This window comes from Streptomyces antioxidans (assembly GCF_000968685.2).
Taxonomy (GTDB): Bacteria; Actinomycetota; Actinomycetes; order Streptomycetales; family Streptomycetaceae; genus Streptomyces; species Streptomyces antioxidans.
Genome location: NZ_LAKD02000032.1, coordinates 16,673 through 32,958, shown reverse-complemented (window position 1 = coordinate 32,958; position 16,286 = coordinate 16,673). Strand labels below are relative to the sequence as shown.

Sequence of the window (16,286 nt, the reverse complement as noted above, 5' to 3'; positions counted from 1 at the left end):
CCGGGGGACCGGTGGCGGCGGCGCGTGCCAGGTGTTCTCGGCTCAGCTCAGGGCGACCAGCAGATCGCCGCCCTCCACCTGCTGAATCGCATTGATGGCGATGCGCGACACCGTCCCGCTCTTCGGGGCCGCGATGGTGGCCTCCATCTTCATCGCCTCGATCGTGCCGATGGTGGCACCGGCCTCCACCTGGTCGCCCTCGGCCACCGCCAGCGTCACCACACCCGCGAACGGCGCCGCCACATGGCCGGGGTCGCTCCGGTCGGCCTTCTCGGTGGCGGGCACATCGGAGGCCGCCGAGGTGTCCCGCACCTGGATGGGGCGCAACTGCCCGTTCAGTGACGCCATCACCGTGCGCATACCGCGCTCATCGGCGTCGCCGACGGCCTCCAGCTCGATCAGCAGCCGGACACCGGGCTCGAGGTCCACCGTGTACTCGTGCCGCGGGCGCAGCCCGTAGAAGAAGTCCTTGCTGTCCAGCACGCTGGTGTCGCCGTGGGCCTGCCGGTGCGCCTCGAACTCCTTGGTCGGGCCGGGGAACAGCAGCCGGTTCAGCGTGGCCCGCGGATCCTTCTCCAGTTGCTCCCGGTCCTCCGCGGACAGCTCCGCGGCCACCGGCTTGGCGGCGGCACGGCCCTCCAGCGCCTTGCTGCGGAACGGCTCGGGCCAGCCGCCCGGCGGACTGCCCAGCTCGCCGCGGAGGAACCCGATGACCGAGTCAGGGATGTCGTACCGGCCCGGGTCCGCCTCGAAGTCCTCCGGCGGCACCCCCGCCCCCACCAGGTGCAGCGCGAGATCGCCGACCACCTTCGACGACGGGGTGACCTTCACCAGATGGCCCAGCATCCGGTCGGCCGCGGTGTACATCGCCTCGATGTCCTCGAAGCGGTCGCCCAGACCGAGCGCGATGGCCTGGGTGCGCAGATTGGACAGCTGACCGCCGGGGATCTCGTGGTGGTACACCCGCCCGGTCGGCGAGGCCAGGCCCGCCTCGAACGGTGCGTAGATCTTGCGCACCGCCTCCCAGTACGGCTCCAGACCGCCGATCGCCTCGAGGTCGAGCCCGGTCGGCCGGTCGGAGTGGTCGGTGGCGGCCACGATCGCCGACAGCGACGGCTGGGAGGTGGTGCCCGCCATGGAGGCCACCGCGCCGTCCACCGCGTCCGCACCGGCCTGGACCGCCGCGAGATAGGTGGCGAGCTGACCGCCCGCGGTGTCATGGGTGTGAATGTGCACCGGCAGGTCGAACTCCCGGCGCAGCGCGGAGACCAGCGTCGCCGCGGCGGGGGCGCGCAGCAGCCCCGCCATGTCCTTGATGGCCAGTACGTGCGCGCCCGCGTCCACGATCTGCTCGGCGAGCCGCAGATAGTAGTCGAGGGTGTAAAGCCGCTCCGAGGGATCCGACAGGTCGGAGGTGTAGCAGAGCGCCACCTCGGCGATCGCGGAGCCGGTCTCCCGCACCGCGTCGATCGCGGGCCGCATCTGCCCGATGTCGTTCAGCGCGTCGAAGATCCGGAAGATGTCGATCCCGGTGGCCGTGGCCTCCCGTACGAAGGCGGTGGTCACCTCGGTCGGGTACGGCGTGTAGCCCACGGTGTTGCGGCCGCGCAGCAGCATCTGCAGACAGATGTTGGGCACCGCCTCGCGCAGCTTGGCCAGCCGCTCCCAGGGGTCCTCGGCGAGGAAGCGCAGCGCCACGTCGTAGGTGGCCCCGCCCCAGCACTCCAGCGACAGCAGCTGCGGTACGGTCCGCGCCACCGCCGGGGCCACGGCCAGCAGGTCCTTGGTGCGGACCCGGGTGGCCAGCAGCGACTGGTGGGCGTCCCGGAAGGTGGTGTCGGTGACACCGATCGTGGGCGACTCGCGCAGCCAGCGCGCGAAGCCCTCCGGGCCCAGTTCGGTGAGGCGCTGCTTGGAACCGGCGGGCGGCTCGGTGTCCGGCACCGGGGGCAGCTTGGTGGCCGCGTGGATCAGATGGGGCCGCTCGCCGTGCGGCTTGTTCACCGTGATGTCGGCGAGATAGGTGAGCAGCTTGGTGCCGCGGTCGGCGGAGTGACGCGCCGTCAGCAGATGTGGCCGCTGCTCGATGAACGACGTGGTGACCTGCCCGGCGCGGAAGTCGGGATCGTCCAGCACCGCCTGGAGGAAGGGGATGTTGGTGGACACACCGCGGATGCGGAACTCGGCCACCGCGCGCCGGGCCCGGCCGACCGCGGTGGTGAAGTCCCGTCCCCGGCAGGTCAGCTTGACCAGCATCGAGTCGAAGTGGGCGCTGATCTCGGCACCGGCGTGGGTGGTGCCACCGTCCAGCCGGATGCCGGAGCCGCCGGGGGAGCGGTACGCGCTGATCATCCCGGTGTCCGGGCGGAATCCGTTGGCCGGGTCCTCGGTGGTGATCCGGCACTGCAGCGCCGCACCCCGCAGATATACGGTGTCCTGGGCGAGGCCCAGGTCGGACAGCCGCTGACCGGCGGCGATCCGCAGCTGCGACTGGACGAGGTCCACATCCGTGATCTCTTCGGTCACCGTGTGCTCGACCTGGATCCGCGGGTTCATCTCGATGAACACATGGCGGCCGTCCCGGTCGAGCAGGAACTCCACCGTACCGGCGTTGCGATAGCCGATCTCCCGGGCGAACTTCACCGCGTCCTCGCAGATCCGGGCCCGCAGCTCCGGATCGAGGTTGGGCGCGGGAGCCAGCTCGATCACCTTCTGGTGGCGCCGCTGCACCGAACAGTCGCGCTCGAAGAGGTGGATGACATCGCCCTGCCCGTCGGCGAGGATCTGCACCTCGATATGGCGGGGCTCCACCACCGCCTTCTCCAGGAAGACCGTGGCATCGCCGAAGGCGGACTCGGCCTCCCGCGCCGCCGCCTCGATGGACTCGCGCAGCGTCTCCCGGCTCTCGACCCTGCGCATCCCGCGCCCGCCACCACCGGCGACGGCCTTGACGAACACCGGGAAGCCGAGCTCGTCCGCGGCCCGGACCAGCTCGTCCACATCGGTCGACGGCTCGGAGGAGCCCAGCACCGGCACCCCGGCCGCACGGGCCGCGGCCACCGCGCGCGCCTTGTTCCCGGTGAGCTCCAGGGTCTGCGCGCTGGGCCCCACGAACGTGATCCCCGCCTCCTCGCACGCGCGCGCGAGTTCGGGGTTCTCGGACAGGAAGCCGTATCCGGGGTACACCGCGTCCGCGCCCGCCTGGCGCGCCGCGCCGACGATCTCCTCGACGGAGAGATAGGCCCGCACCGGATGGCCCGGCTCACCGATCTCGTACGCCTCGTCGGCCTTCAGCCGGTGCAGTGAGTTGCGGTCCTCGTGCGGGAACACGGCGACGGTTCTCGCGCCCAGCTCATAGCCGGCGCGGAAGGCGCGAATGGCGATCTCACCACGATTGGCGACCAGCACCTTGCGGAACATGCCCGATCCCTTCTACCTGCCCGTTACCAACACACGCTTGTCGGCGAACCCTACTGCCGCCCAGCACACGGGTCGCCCGGGGTGTGATCGAGTTCTCGTGGACGGCGGGCGGCGCGGCATACGGTCCTCGCCATCCATGGTCGCCGGGAATACTCAGCGTGGCCGTCCGGCCGCGCCGGGTAGTGGGGCATATGGGCCGGTACGGGGCGGTTCCACGGGAGCTGGCTCACCACTCGGCGAGCGAGCCGTCCGCGTGGCGCCACACCGGATTCCGCCAGGCGTGGCCACGCCGGTCCGCGGCGCGCACCGCGGCCTCGTCCACCTCGACCCCGAGCCCCGGGCGGTCGGTGCGCGAGAGCTCCCCGGCGCTGAACCGGAAGGGCTCGGGATCGGCCACGTAGTCCAGGAGCTCGGCGCCCTGGTTGTAGTGGATGCCGATGCTCTGCTCCTGGATGAGGAAGTTCGGGGTGGTGAAGGCCAGCTGCAGACTGGCGGCGAGCGCCACCGGGCCGAGCGGGCAGTGCGGGGCGAGCTGGGCGCCGTGGGGCTCGGCGAGGGCGGCGATGCGCCGCAGCTCGGAGATGCCGCCCGCATGCGAGACATCGGGCTGCAGGACGGCCACCCCGGCCCGCAGCGGGGCGATGAACTCGCGCCGCGAGTACAGGCGCTCACCGAGCGCGATGGGGATGGGGGAGGCGTTCACCAGATCCGGGACGATGTCCATGTGCTCGGAGAGCACCGGCTCCTCGACGAACATCGGCGCCGCCTCGGCGAGCAGCGGCAGCAGCCGGCGGGCATTGGCGGGGGAGACCCGGCCGTGGAAGTCGAGGCCGAAGTCGCGGTCGTCGCCGAGGATGTCACGGGCGGTCTCGGCGCGGCGCACCGTGGCGCGGATCTCCGCGCGGGTGGCGACCGGGCTCATCCGGCCGCAGCCGTTCATCTTGACGGCGGTGAACCCCGCCTCGACCTGCGCGGTGAGCGTGTCGCGGATCTCCTCCGGCTCATCGCCGCCGATCCAGGCGTACGCGCGGATCCGCTCCCGCACCGGACCGCCGAGCAGCTGGTACACCGGGACGCCGCAGTGCTTGCCCTTGATGTCCCACAGCGCCTGGTCGAGCCCGGAGACGGCGCTGGAGAGCACCGGTCCGCCACGGTAGAAGCCACCCTTGGTCATCACCTGCCAGTGGTCCTCGATCCGCATCGGATCCCGGCCGATCAGATACTCCGTGAGCACCTCGACCGCGGCGCGGACCGGCTCGGCCCGCCCCTCGACCACCGGCTCGCCCCAGCCGACCACCCCCTCGTCGGTCTCCACCCGGACGAACATCCAGCGCGGCGGGGCAAGGAATGTCTCGATACGAGCGATCTTCACGCGCGGTGTCCTTCCCTGGGAGGGGTGCGGTACGCACCCGTACCCGCCCTACCCCGGCGACCGCCGCGGAGAACGCCTCGGTCAGCCCAGGGCCCGGTCCAGGTTGAACGCGGCGCTGATGAGCGCGAGATGGGTGAACGCCTGCGGGAAGTTGCCGATCTGCTCACCGGTGCGGCCGATCTCCTCGGCGTACAGCCCGACGTGGTTGGCGTAGGTGAGCATCTTCTCGAAGGCCAGCCGCGCCTCGTCCACCCGTCCGGCCCGGGACAGCGCCTCGACGTACCAGAACGAGCAGATCGAGAAGGTGCCCTCCTCACCGCGCAGCCCGTCCGGACTCACCGTGGGGTCGTAGCGGTACACCAGCGAATCGGCCACCAGCTCCTCGCCCAGCGCGTCCAGGGTGGACAGCCACTTGGGGTCGGTGGGGGAGATGAACTTCGACAGCGGCATCATCAGCAGCGAGGCGTCCAGCACCTCCTCGCCCTCGCGCTGGACGAAGGCGCGCCGCTGGGGCGACCAGCCGCAGCTCATGATCCGGCGGTAGATGTCATCGCGCGCCGACGACCAGCGGGACATGTCCGCGGGCAGTCCGCGGTGGCGGGCGATGCGCATCGCCCGCTCGATCGCGACCCAGCACATCAGCTGCGAGTACAGGAAGTGCTGTGGACCGGCGCGGGTCTCCCAGACGCTCATATCGGGCCGGTCCCAGTTGTCGCACACCCAGCCGACCAGCTTGCACACGGCGTCCCAGTGGTCGCTGGACAGCGGCTGCCCCCACTTGTCGTAGAGGTAGAGGGAGTCCACCAGCGCCCCGTAGATGTCCAGCTGGAGCTGGTGGACCGCGGCGTTGCCGACCCGGACCGGGGACGAGCCCAGATGCCCCTCCAGATGGGGGAGCGTCTGCTCGGGGATCTCGCTGCGGCCGTCGATGCCGTACATGATCTGCAGCGGGCCGCCGGGGCCGTCCCCCAGGGTGATGCCCTCGGACAGGAAGCGCACGAACGCCTCGGCCTCCTGGGCGAAGCCCAGCCTCAGCAGTGCGTAGATGCAGAACGCGGCATCGCGGACCCAGAGGTACCGGTAGTCCCAGTTGCGCTCGCCGCCGATCTGCTCGGGGAGGCTGGTCGTCGGGGCCGCCACGATGGCGCCGGTCGGCGCGTAGGTGAGCAGCTTGAGGGTGAGCGCCGAGCGGTGCACCATCTCCCGCCACCGCCCGCGGTAGCGGGACTGCGCGAGCCAGCGGCGCCAGTAGCGCACGGTGGCGTCGAACAGCTCCTCCGCCTCCGACTGCGGACAGTGCCGCGGCTGCACCGTACCGCCGATCCGGTCCAGCGCGAACACCGCGGACTCGCCCTCGACCAGCTTGAACGTGGACACCGCGGCGGGGCCGTCGATCTCCACGGTGACGTCGGAGGTCAGCGCCAGCGACAGCCCGGGGGACTCGAAGACGGTGAGCCCCTTCTCGGTGCCCACCGTGTGCGACTGCCGGCCGTAGTCGAACCGGGGCGTCACCCGTGCGGTGAAGGGCAGCGATCCGCGGACGCACAGCACCCGGCGGATCAGCCGGTGCCGGTCCGCCTCGCGCGAGTCGTCCACGATCGGCATGAAGTCCTGGACCTCGGCGACCCCGTCGTCCGCGAAGAAGCGGGTGATGAGGATGTTGGTGTCCGGGAAGTAGAACTGCTTCGTCCGGGCGGGCACCTCGGGGGTGAGCCGGAAGGAGCCGCCGCGGTCGGCGTCGAGGATCGACGCGAACACACTGGGGGCGTCAAACCGCACCGGGCAGTACCAGTCGATGGTGCCGCGCGTGTCCACGAGCGCCGCGGTGCGCAGATCGCCGATCAGACCGTGCTCGGCGATCGGCACATAGCGCGACGCGTCCGTCGGGCGGCGGACGCTCTCGTCGACGGTCATCGGAAACCTCCCGCACGGGCGGAAACCCTTGGGCGGTGCGGACTCCCACATCACAGCGGACTCTCATCACCAGCGGACCCTCACTTCACCTTACGACCGACGGACCGGTCGGGCGCAGCCCCCGGCCCCGGCCCACCAGAGCGCCCCCGGCGCCCGGGTCGGACACGACGGCCGCGGGCGCTGCCTCCGCGTCACCCGCCATCACGGTGTGTGCCCGGAAGGGGTGGATGCCCGGGCGCGGGTCCCGGCCCTCAGCGCAGGGCGGCGCCGGGGGCGGCCAGCCAGGACGCGACCGCCGCCGCGATGGGCTGACCGGTCTCGAGCTCGACAAAACCGAATTGGCCGCCCTGGTTGCACTCCAGGAACCACCACACACCCTCGGCGTCCTCGGCGAAGTCAAAGGCCCCGTACGCAAGACCGGTGAGCGTCATGTACTCATGCACGGCGCGCACGATTCTGGCGGGCACATCCACGGCCTCCCAGTGGTGTCCATGACAGCCATAGCGCCCGTCCACCTGGTCGGAGGCGGCGGTCTTGCGCGCGGCGAATAACCGGCCGCCGACGCAGATCAGCCGGATGTCCGCCGCTTTGGGAATGTAGCGCTGAAGAAGGGTCGCGCCGGCCGCGACATCGGAGAAATCCGTGTCCGGTCCGATACGGGTAGTAGGCAGTGCGACCGGCGGATCGACGGTCGGCGGACCGGACGCGGATTTCACCACGATGTCCGAGTACCGGACGGCGAAATCGCGCGCCGCACGCGGATAGGTGGTGACAAGAGTCGAGGGCACGGCGAAACCGCTGTGCTGGGCGACCCGCAACTGGAAGGGTTTGTGACGGGCCGGTTCGGCGGCCGCGGGATGGTTCATCCAGCGTGCAGTTGTCGCGTAGAGCATCCCGTACAGGGCCTGTCCGCACTCGGCCGTCAGCCACTCCGAGGGATTCGCCGCGTGCGCCGCGGGCCGCCCCGGCCTGCGCACCCAGATGGAGCGCACACCGAGGATGCTCACGAGGCGTCCCTCGGTCGACAGATATCCCGTGAAGTCACCACAGTCGAATTCGACCGACAGGGCGGCCTGATCGGGAAGGTCTGCCGGGTCGAAACGCACCAGAGGAACGCCTAGTTCGCGCAGCTCCGCCACCACCAAGTCGGCAGTGACATCCTGGCGACAGGTCAGGATGAGTACCGTCATCGACGCGTGCGCGGATCAGTCATCGAAGTGCGTCTTGGAGCCGGCCGTGGACGTGGTCGTGCCGGTCGCCAGCAGCACCGCGCGGTCGGCGATGGCCGGGCGGCCGTCGGAGAGGACATTCAACTGCAGGGCCGCGTTATAGGCGTAGGGAACACTGGCCGACGACCGCTCGGCTGGGATTGCGTGCTTCAGTACGAAGGGCTGCATGAGTGACCTCTTGGTGCTCCAAGTATTCGTCCATCCACCACGCAACAGTACGTACTAAAACTCTACGGCACTCACCAGCAACGATTTTGTCCTGGGCGGGCCGATATGAAGTGTGTCACAGGCTTCGAAGGCAACATATGCCTCGGGAATTGCGTCTTCGAATAGTCGGCCTGTGTCCGGGGAGCAGCGGATCCGCCCCGGTGTTCCGAGGCGGATCACCACGCTTGACCACCCGTCGGATCAGGCCGTCGTTCCGCCCTCACGGTGGGTGACACGGAGCTTCGACTGGCCGTGCGGCAACTCCTCCCAGTCCGCCATGAAGCGCGCCGCCAGGCCGTGTTTCTCCGCCAGGGCGATGAGCGTCTCGGTGCGGTAGTAGAAGTCCTCCCGCAGCACCTGGTGTTCCACGCCCTCGGTGCGGTCGAAGGTGAAGTCGAACCAGCCGCCCGGCGCCATGACGCGGCCTACGTGGGCGAGGCACTCCTCGATGACCGGCAGCGGCGAGTGCGAGAACACGCTGTGCGCGTGCACCACGTCGAAGTGGGCGTCGGGCAGGAACCGCAGCGTCAGATCGCGGACCGGGGTGAGGGTGGGCAGGCGGTCCTGGAGCCGCTGGCGCACCAGCGTGTCCTGCGCGGCGGCCAGGATGTCGGGCGAGATGTCGATGCCGTAGTAGTGGCCAGGCTCCAGATGGCTGATGAACCGCCAGCCCGCCCGCAGATTGCCACAGCCGATCTCCAGCATCCGGTGCTCCGGGCGCAGACCGTGGCCGAGGAGGTAGTCGAACTGCATCGCGCCCAGCGCCAGCCACCGCTCATGGCTGTGGCTGCCGACCGCCGCCTCCGGACTGGTCCGGGTGTCCGACCGCATCACCGCGCGGTAGTACGCGACATGGTCCGGGTAGCGGTAGCGCAGCCAGGCGTCCCGGGTGGCGCGGACCAGATGGCGCGGTACACGCTGCGGATGGCGCAGGGCGTAGGAGACCCGGTGGCCGAGGGCGGAGCGGTTGACGCTGAGGTTCTTGGCGGGCATGGGGACTCATCTCGTGCTGGTGGTGGGGACGCGGCGGGCCGGCGGCTCATGCGTTCCCGCGTCGTCGTGGTCGGTACCAGCCTCGGCGCCGCGGCGACGGCCGGGATCGGCGGAGCGGCCCCGGTCAGAGGGCGGTCCGGTCGATCGCCGTATCAACCGATCGGATGATGCGGCGCCCGGTCCGGCGGGTTAGGACTGGCTGAGGGAGCGAACCGAAACGAGCCCAAGAGGAAACGGAACCGGGAGACCGGAGAGCGGGGGAGGGTACCGGGGTGCGGTCGGCGATCAGGGCGGTCGGGCGGTCCGGGCGGGCCCGGTGGCCGGGAGTGTGGTCCGGGCGGTCCGGGTCCGACGGGCCTGACGACCCGGACGAGCGGTGGCTGACGGCGGTTCTGCACATCGCGTTCTTCCTGCTGTTGGGGTCCTCGCTGATCCGCTATCTGATCCGGGACACCGGTGGCGCGCCCAGTGGCTGGGTGATCGCCCTCTTCGTGGCCTTCGGCGCGCTCTACCTGCCCGGCCGCTGGCCGGCGCCCGCGCCGATCCCCGGCCGTCGCCCCTCCGGCCGCTATCTGGTCTGGCTGACCGCGGTGCTCGCCGCATGGGTGGCGCTACTGGTCCTGGCGCCGAGCGCCGCCTGGTGTGCCATGCCGCTGTTCTTCACCGGTCTGCACACCCTGCCCACCCGGTTCGCGGTGCCCCTGGCCGCCGTGCTCACCGCGCTGGTCGTCGCGTCCAAACTGCGGTTCATGCACGACGGCTTCGACCCCAACGCGCTGATCGCGCCGCCCGCCATCGCCGCCGTGGCCGCCGCCGTCCTCATCCATCTGCGGCGCCAGTCGGCCCGGCAGCGGACGCTGATCGACGACCTGGTCCGCACCCGCAGGGACCTGGCCGCGACCGAGCGGCGGGCGGGGATCCTGGCCGAGCGCCAGCGGCTGTCGTCGGAGATCCATGACACCCTCGCCCAGGGCCTGTCCAGCCAGCGGATGCTGCTGCAGGCCGCCGACCGCACCTGGGAGACGGACCCGCGGGCGGCCCGGGGCCATATGCGGAACGCGGCGGAGATCGCGTCCCGCAGCCTCGCCGAGGCCCGCCGGTTCGTCCAGGACCTGGCCCCGGCCGACCTCGCGGAGGGCTCCCTGGCCCGGGCGCTCGGCGCGCTCGCCGAGCGGGAGGGCGCCGCGGGTCCCGCGGTGGACTTCCGGCTCGACGGGCCGCTCGGCCCGCTGCCCGAGCGGGTGGCGGCGGCGCTGCTGCGCATCGCCCAGGGCGCACTGGCCAATGTGCGGGAGCACGCCGGGGCGAGCCGGGCCGCGCTCACCCTGACCTGTCTGGGCGACCAGATCTGTCTGGACATCGCCGACGACGGCCGCGGCTTCGACACCGACACCGACGCCGTCCCGGCCCCCGGCGCGGACCCCTCGCGCGGCCACGGGCTCCCGGCCATGCGGGCCCGGGTGCGGCAGCTGGGCGGCACGCTCACCGTCGAGTCCGCACCGGGCGAGGGGACCGTCGTCTCGGCCGCGATCCCCGTCGAACCCGTTCCCGCCCTCGTTCCCGACCGCCCCGTGGAGGCCATGCCATGAGCCCGTCCCCGTCCCCGACGCCGTCGGCCGCCCCCGCCATCCGGCTGCTGCTCTGCGACGACCACTCCGTGGTGCGGGCCGGGCTGCGGGCGCTGCTGGCCAGCACCGACGGCATCGAGGTGGTCGGCGAGGCGGGCGGCGGCGAGGAGGCCCTGGCCATGGCCGCCCGGCTACGGCCCGATGTGGTGCTGATGGATCTGCAGCTCGGGGAGGGGATGGACGGGGTGACCGCCACCCGGCGGCTGGCCTCCGGCGATCCGCCCGCGCCCCGCGTCCTGGTCCTCACCATGTTCGACACCGACGCCGACATCACCCGGGCCATCGAGGCCGGGGCCACCGGCTATCTGCTCAAGGCCGAGCGGCCGGAGGAGCTGTTCGCGGCGATCCGGGACGCCGCCTCCGGCCGTACCGCGCTGTCGGCCCCGGTCGCCGACCGGGTGCTGGCCCGGATGCGCAGCCCGCACCCCGGGCTGTCCGAGCGGGAGCGCGACATCCTGCGGCAGCTGGCCCGCGGTCTGGGCAACCGGGAGATCGCCCGGGCCCTGTTCATCAGCGAGGCCACGGTCAAGACCCATCTGGGGCGGATCTACGGGAAGTTGGGGGTCGAGACCCGGGCCGGGGCGGTGGCGGTGGCCACCGAGCGGCGGTTGCTGCCTGACGGCTCGGGCTGAGGGTGTCAGATCACCGGTTGGCCCGGCAGCGGCGCCCGGTCCTGGCCGGGCAGTACGAGCGTCCGCGTGGGCAGCGGGATCTCGATGCCCTCGGCGCGGAACCGGCGGTGCAGCTCCTTCATGAACTCATGCTTGATGAGGTACTGGTCGCTGAACTCCAGGGCCCGCAGAAACACCGAGAAGTCGATGCCGGACTCTCCGAAGGTGTGGAAGCGCACACTCGTCTCGTGGTCGACGACGCCGCCCTCGACGCCGGACATCACCTTCCCCGCCACCTCGACGGTCACCCGCTCGACGTGGTCCAGATCGCTGCCGTAGCCGACCCTCGCCTGGACCATGACCGACATCTGCTGCTCGGGCTGGTGAAAGTTGGTCATGATGGTGTTGCCCAGCTTGGCGTTCGGGATGATGACGAGGTTGTCCGATAGCTGCCGCACCGCGGTGTTGCGCCAGTTGATGTCGACCACGTACCCCTCCTCCCCGCTGCTGAGCCGGATGTAGTGGCCGGGCTGCACCGTCTTGGAGGCCAGGATGTGCACCCCCGCGAAGAGGTTGGCCAGCGTGTCCTGCAGGGCCAGGGCGACCGCCAGACCGCCCACGCCCAGGGCGGTGAGCAGGGGAGCGATCGAGACGCCCAGCGTCTCCAGCAGGATCAGCACACCCATCGCCAGCACGGCGATCCGGGTGATGTTGACGAAGATGCTGGCCGTTCCCGCCACCCCGGAGCGGGACAGCGCCAGCGAGCGCACCAGGTCGGCCACCACCCGCGCCGCCGTGACCGTGGTGACCAGGATCAGCATCGCCACCAGCGTCTGATTGACGTCATGGCGGACCGTGCGGTTCAGCGGCAGCGCGGCGGCCGCGGCGGCGACACCGGCGGCCATCGACGCCCACGGCGCCAGCGTGCGCAGCGTGTCGACGATGATGTCGTCGCCGCTCCATCGGGTGGCCCTGGCCCGCTCACCCAGCCAGCGCAGGGTCAGGCGCAACAGCACACCACCGGCCGCGCCGCAGATCAGCGCGGCTCCGACGACGATGACATCGTGCAGGGTGAGATCCCGGTTCACCGGCCACCGTCCGCGCTGCCGGAGGGCGCGTCAGAGGCGGCCGTACGGCGTGCCGTCGGCGGTGCGGTCTCCGGTCTGGAGTGCTGGGGGTTCACCATGTCACCTGCTCGTGCCTGGGCTCTGCGGGAGGCGCCGGGCGTACAGGTGTACGGCTCCGGCGTAAGGTGTCATCCTGCCGCATCCGATGAGGGCCGAATGACGTGATGCCCCGCTACCGCACGTAATTCGCCAGGCGGGAGGCGGCGCGCCAGCGCGGGGGACGGACGGGTGTGGTGTGGTGGAATCGGGCCGTATGGAGAGCCGCCACGGTGACAGGGACGACGCCAAGAGGGGATGGCCGTTTCTCGCGGCCGCCTACGCCTTCGTGGTCACGATGTGCGGTACGACGCTGCCCACTCCGCTCTACTCGCTCTACCAGCGGGAGTTCGGCTTCTCCTCGTTCATGGTCACGGTGATCTTCGCCGTGTACGCGGCCGGGGTCATCGTCGCGCTGCTGCTGCTCGGAAGCGTGTCCGACTTCGTCGGGCGACGGCCCGTCATGCTGGCCGCCCTGGTGCTGTCGGGTCTGAGCGCGGTGTCGTTCCTCCTCGCCCGGGGACTGCCCGAACTGTTCGCGGGCCGCACCCTGTCGGGGCTGTCCGCCGGTCTGGCCACCGGCACCGCCACCGTGATGGTGATCGAGCTCGCGCCCGAGCACCGGCGCCGTGCCGCCACCCTCCTCGCGACCGGGGCCAACCTGGGCGGGCTCGGGCTCGGCCCGCTGCTGGCGGGTGTGCTGGCGCAGTACGCCCCGGCGCCGCTGAAGCTGGTGTTCGTGGTGGACCTGGTGCTGGTGGCGGTGGGCGCCGCCGTGGTGCTCGCCCTTCCGGAGACCGTACGGACACGGCGCCGACCGCCGCTGCGGCCGCAGCGGCTGCGGGTGCCCAAGGAGATGCGCGCGACGTTCGCCGCCGCGGCCATGGCGGGGTTCGCGGGCTTCGCCACGCTGGGCCTGTTCACCTCGGTGTCGCCCACGTTCCTGAGCCAGGTGGAGGGGGAGCGCAACCTCGCGGTCGCCGGTGGCGTGGCCTTCTCGGTGTTCGCCGCCTCGATCGCCGGGCAGGCGCTGGGGCGGCGGCTGGGCCCCGGGCGTTCGCTACCCGGGGGATGTGCGGTGCTGGTGGCCGGTATGGCGGCCATCGCGGTCTCGCTGGCGGTCGCCTCGCTGGTGCTGCTGGTGCTCGGCGCCGTCATCGCCGGGACGGGGCAGGGGCTGTCGTTCCACGCGGCCGTACGGGTGGTGACGGAGCACAGCCCGGCCGACCACCGCGCCGAGGTCACCTCGGCCCTGTTCGTGCTGATGTACCTGGCGATCTCGATTCCGGTGATCGGTGTGGGCGCGCTCACGGTCGCGGTCGGGCTGCGCTGCGCCGGGCTGATCTTCACGGGCTGTGTGGCCCTGCTGGCCGTAGCCAGCCTGCTGCGGCTGCGGGGGCTCAGCCGCTGAGGCCGACCACCGGAGCCGATCGCCGAGGCCCGGCCGCTGAGGGACCCCCGCTACCGCTCCAGGACCGCCCGCACCGGCAGTTGGCCGCTGGGAAACTGGCCGTCCCGCGCGTGGGTGTCGATGACGGCGGGGCGGGGACCGCCGGCGGGGGCGATCGGGCTGATCGGGCCGGTCAGCGGCGCGGCCGTCGCCTTCGTACCGTGGCGGCGACACCCGCGCCGAGCACCAGCACCGACGCTCCACCGGCGAGCAGCACCGGAGTGGTGTTGCCGTCACCCTCATCGGCGGTGGCGGCAGAGGAGGCGGACCGCGCGGGTGTGGCGGCGGCACGGGACGGCTCCGCGGGTTCCGCGGGTTCCGCGGGTTCCGCGGGCTCTGCGGGCTTCGTGGCGGTCCGGGACGGCGGGGCGGCGGCCCCGGACGACGGGCCCTCGTCCGGCGAATCCTTCGCCGGGGCCCTCAACACCACATCGGAGCAGGAGTAGTAGGTGTCCGGGGTGCTGGTGTTCCGCCAGATCGTGTAGAGCAGCTGACGGCCGGTCCGGCCCGCGGGCAGCGTGGCCTTGACGTGGTACGCGTCGTCCGCCAGTGCGGGGTCCTTGGCCGTGGCGAACGGCTTCTCCTCCAGGTCGGACCACTTCAGCGGCCGCGTCGGATCGTAGCCCTCCTTGGTGAGATACAGCTCGAAGGTCCCCGTGTGGGGGATGGTCGACCGGTAGGTGAGTGTGAGGTCCGCCCCGGCCGACAGCCGCGTCGAAGGCCAGTCGGCGCGCGGCAGGTCCAGGCCCCGGTACCCCTCCAGGCCGCCGCTGCACAGCTTTCCGTCCGGTATCCGCTCCCGGTCCCTGCCCGCCACCCCGGCGATCCGCAGATTGTCCCAGTCCGTCGCCTCCGGGCCGCCCGCGGCCCGCGCCGCCCGGCACGCGGCCGACCGCGCCGCGCCCCCGCCCTCGGGGGAGCAGGCGAACGTCCGGCTCACCGGATCCGTCGGCGCCCCGTGCGCCTGCGCGGGCGGCGCGGCCAGCGCCGTGAACAGGCAGGGGAGGGCCCCGAGAAGAGCGCCCACGGCGGCGGTGCGGTACGAGATCATCCGGTGCGGCCCTCCGGCGGCGGTGCGGCGACGGGCGGGCTCGCCCGTCCCGGGGAGTACGGGAAGCCCGGTCCGTGCGTTCAACGGACCGCCGGAACCCGTCCCATGACGGCGTACAACCATCCGTCATCTCCACATGTCTCCCTGGGCAGACGCAAACAGCGCCTACGCCCATGAAGAATCATTAAGGGGGACAAATGAATCTTTCTCGTCGTATCGCCGCCACCGCGGCCCTCGCCACCGCCATCGCGGGCACCGTAGCCCTGGCGCCCCAGGCGTCCGCCGCCGCCACGGCCTCGTACAACGGGGTGTGCGGCAGCGGGTACAAGGTGGTGAACTCGGCGCCCATCGGCTCCAAGGGCACCGTCTTCCTCACCTACAACTCCGCCAAGGGCAAGAACTGCGTGGTCACCGTCCGGAACGCCACGGGCAAGGCGGTTCCCATGTTCGCCTACCTGTACGTTCAGGGCGCCGACGAGGCGGCCGAGGACGGCGGCGCGTACACCTCGTACGCGGGCCCGGTGTACGGCGACGGGCGCGGCAAGTGTGTGGACTGGGCCGGGGGCATCGAGAACCAGTCCACCTGGACCTACGGATCGAACTGCGGATCCCTGAAGGCCTACCGCGTGACCAAGGGCTGGTAAGTCCGGGGCCAAGCGGTCGGCAGGGCCGACGAGGGAACACACGGGGGAGCGGCGGTCACCTCTTCGAGGTGACCGCCGCCATCGTCGTGCGGCGCGAGCCGCGCCACTCGGGCCTATGCCTGGCGCTCGGTGAAGGCCACCGCGTGGGTGTCCAGCACGATGTGGAACTCCGCGAGGCGGTAGGCGGCGCCGTCGGAGCGGACCACACAGCGGACCACCCCGCTGGCGATCGGGGTCACCTGACCGTCGGTGATGTTGGTGGCGTACATGTACGACACCACCGAGATGTCATCGCCGTCGACCCGCTCGATGTGGATGTTCGAGGCGTTGTGGCGCAGTGGATAAGTGGCCGCCTCGCGGTGCTGCCGCTGCCAGGCGATCACCTGCTCGCGGCCCCGGTTGTCGGAGGCGATGAACTCCTCGTACGGGGAGTCGCCGGTGTCCGAGCGGGAGGTGATGTGGACGTCCTCGGTCAGCAGCTCGGGCCAGACGTCGAACTGCCCCTCGTCGAAGGCGAACCACCAGCGGTGGATCAGCTCATGGACCGCCAGACGATCGAGCATGCGGAACTCTCCCCCCGAGGCATCAAGTGATCGACAGCATA

The 16,286-nt window shown here is 71.4% G+C and carries 13 protein-coding genes; 4 read left to right on the top strand and 9 right to left on the bottom strand.

What is annotated here, in order from left to right; translation table 11 throughout:
• Positions 1–42 precede the first annotated feature (42 nt).
• The 6 genes from VT50_RS13515 to VT50_RS13490 all read right to left on the bottom strand — a co-directional run bounded on the left by VT50_RS13515 (position 43) and on the right by VT50_RS13490 (position 9,135).
• Entirely contained in the window at positions 43–3,420 is a 3,378-nt protein-coding gene (locus tag VT50_RS13515; protein ID WP_079343828.1) for a pyruvate carboxylase, read from the bottom strand.
• A gap of 226 nt (positions 3,421–3,646) precedes the next feature.
• A complete protein-coding gene (gene dgoD, locus VT50_RS13510) occupies positions 3,647–4,792 on the bottom strand; it encodes a galactonate dehydratase (RefSeq protein ID WP_046086040.1) in 1,146 nt (381 codons plus the stop codon).
• A gap of 81 nt (positions 4,793–4,873) precedes the next feature.
• Positions 4,874–6,706, bottom strand: coding sequence for a glycoside hydrolase family 15 protein (locus VT50_RS13505; protein ID WP_046086041.1), 1,833 nt, complete (start codon positions 6,704–6,706; stop codon positions 4,874–4,876).
• 251 nt (positions 6,707–6,957) lie between these two features.
• Positions 6,958–7,896, bottom strand: coding sequence for an ATP-grasp ribosomal peptide maturase (tgmB, locus tag VT50_RS13500; protein WP_046086042.1), 939 nt, complete (start codon positions 7,894–7,896; stop codon positions 6,958–6,960).
• A 15-nt stretch (positions 7,897–7,911) separates the two neighbouring features.
• On the bottom strand, positions 7,912–8,103 hold the full coding sequence (gene tgmA / locus VT50_RS13495; protein ID WP_020874241.1) for a putative ATP-grasp-modified RiPP: 192 nt from the start codon (positions 8,101–8,103) through the stop codon (positions 7,912–7,914).
• A 240-nt stretch (positions 8,104–8,343) separates the two neighbouring features.
• Positions 8,344–9,135, bottom strand: coding sequence for a class I SAM-dependent methyltransferase (locus tag VT50_RS13490; RefSeq protein ID WP_046086043.1), 792 nt, complete (start codon positions 9,133–9,135; stop codon positions 8,344–8,346).
• Between the two features lie 326 nt (positions 9,136–9,461).
• On the opposite strand from VT50_RS13490, the gene VT50_RS13485 reads away from it, so the two are divergent.
• The gene (locus tag VT50_RS13485) at positions 9,462–10,724 is read left to right on the top strand and encodes a sensor histidine kinase (protein ID WP_046086044.1); all 1,263 of its coding nucleotides are present in this window, start codon (positions 9,462–9,464) and stop codon (positions 10,722–10,724) included.
• Positions 10,721–11,395, top strand: coding sequence for a response regulator (locus tag VT50_RS13480; protein WP_046086045.1), 675 nt, complete (start codon positions 10,721–10,723; stop codon positions 11,393–11,395). The genes VT50_RS13485 and VT50_RS13480 overlap by 4 nt, the downstream gene beginning before the upstream one ends.
• Before the next feature lie 5 nt (positions 11,396–11,400).
• Here the strand turns inward: VT50_RS13480 and VT50_RS13475 are convergent, their stop codons facing one another.
• Positions 11,401–12,462 carry a mechanosensitive ion channel family protein gene (locus VT50_RS13475; protein WP_046086046.1) on the bottom strand — a complete coding sequence of 354 codons (1,062 nt, stop codon included), beginning with the start codon at positions 12,460–12,462 and terminating at the stop codon, positions 11,401–11,403.
• A gap of 292 nt (positions 12,463–12,754) precedes the next feature.
• Here VT50_RS13475 and VT50_RS13470 point away from each other — a divergent pair, with 292 nt between their 5' ends.
• Positions 12,755–13,948, top strand: coding sequence for an MFS transporter (locus tag VT50_RS13470; protein WP_046086047.1), 1,194 nt, complete (start codon positions 12,755–12,757; stop codon positions 13,946–13,948).
• Between the two features lie 172 nt (positions 13,949–14,120).
• Here the strand turns inward: VT50_RS13470 and VT50_RS13465 are convergent, their stop codons facing one another.
• Positions 14,121–15,038, bottom strand: coding sequence for a lytic polysaccharide monooxygenase auxiliary activity family 9 protein (locus VT50_RS13465; protein WP_053048547.1), 918 nt, complete (start codon positions 15,036–15,038; stop codon positions 14,121–14,123).
• A 197-nt stretch (positions 15,039–15,235) separates the two neighbouring features.
• On the opposite strand from VT50_RS13465, the gene VT50_RS13460 reads away from it, so the two are divergent.
• Positions 15,236–15,682, top strand: coding sequence for a hypothetical protein (locus tag VT50_RS13460; RefSeq protein ID WP_046086048.1), 447 nt, complete (start codon positions 15,236–15,238; stop codon positions 15,680–15,682).
• Between the two features lie 113 nt (positions 15,683–15,795).
• On the opposite strand, the gene VT50_RS13455 is transcribed toward VT50_RS13460, so the two are convergent.
• The gene (locus VT50_RS13455; RefSeq protein ID WP_046086049.1) at positions 15,796–16,245 is read right to left on the bottom strand and encodes a nuclear transport factor 2 family protein; all 450 of its coding nucleotides are present in this window, start codon (positions 16,243–16,245) and stop codon (positions 15,796–15,798) included.
• Between the last annotated feature and the right edge of the window lie 41 nt (positions 16,246–16,286).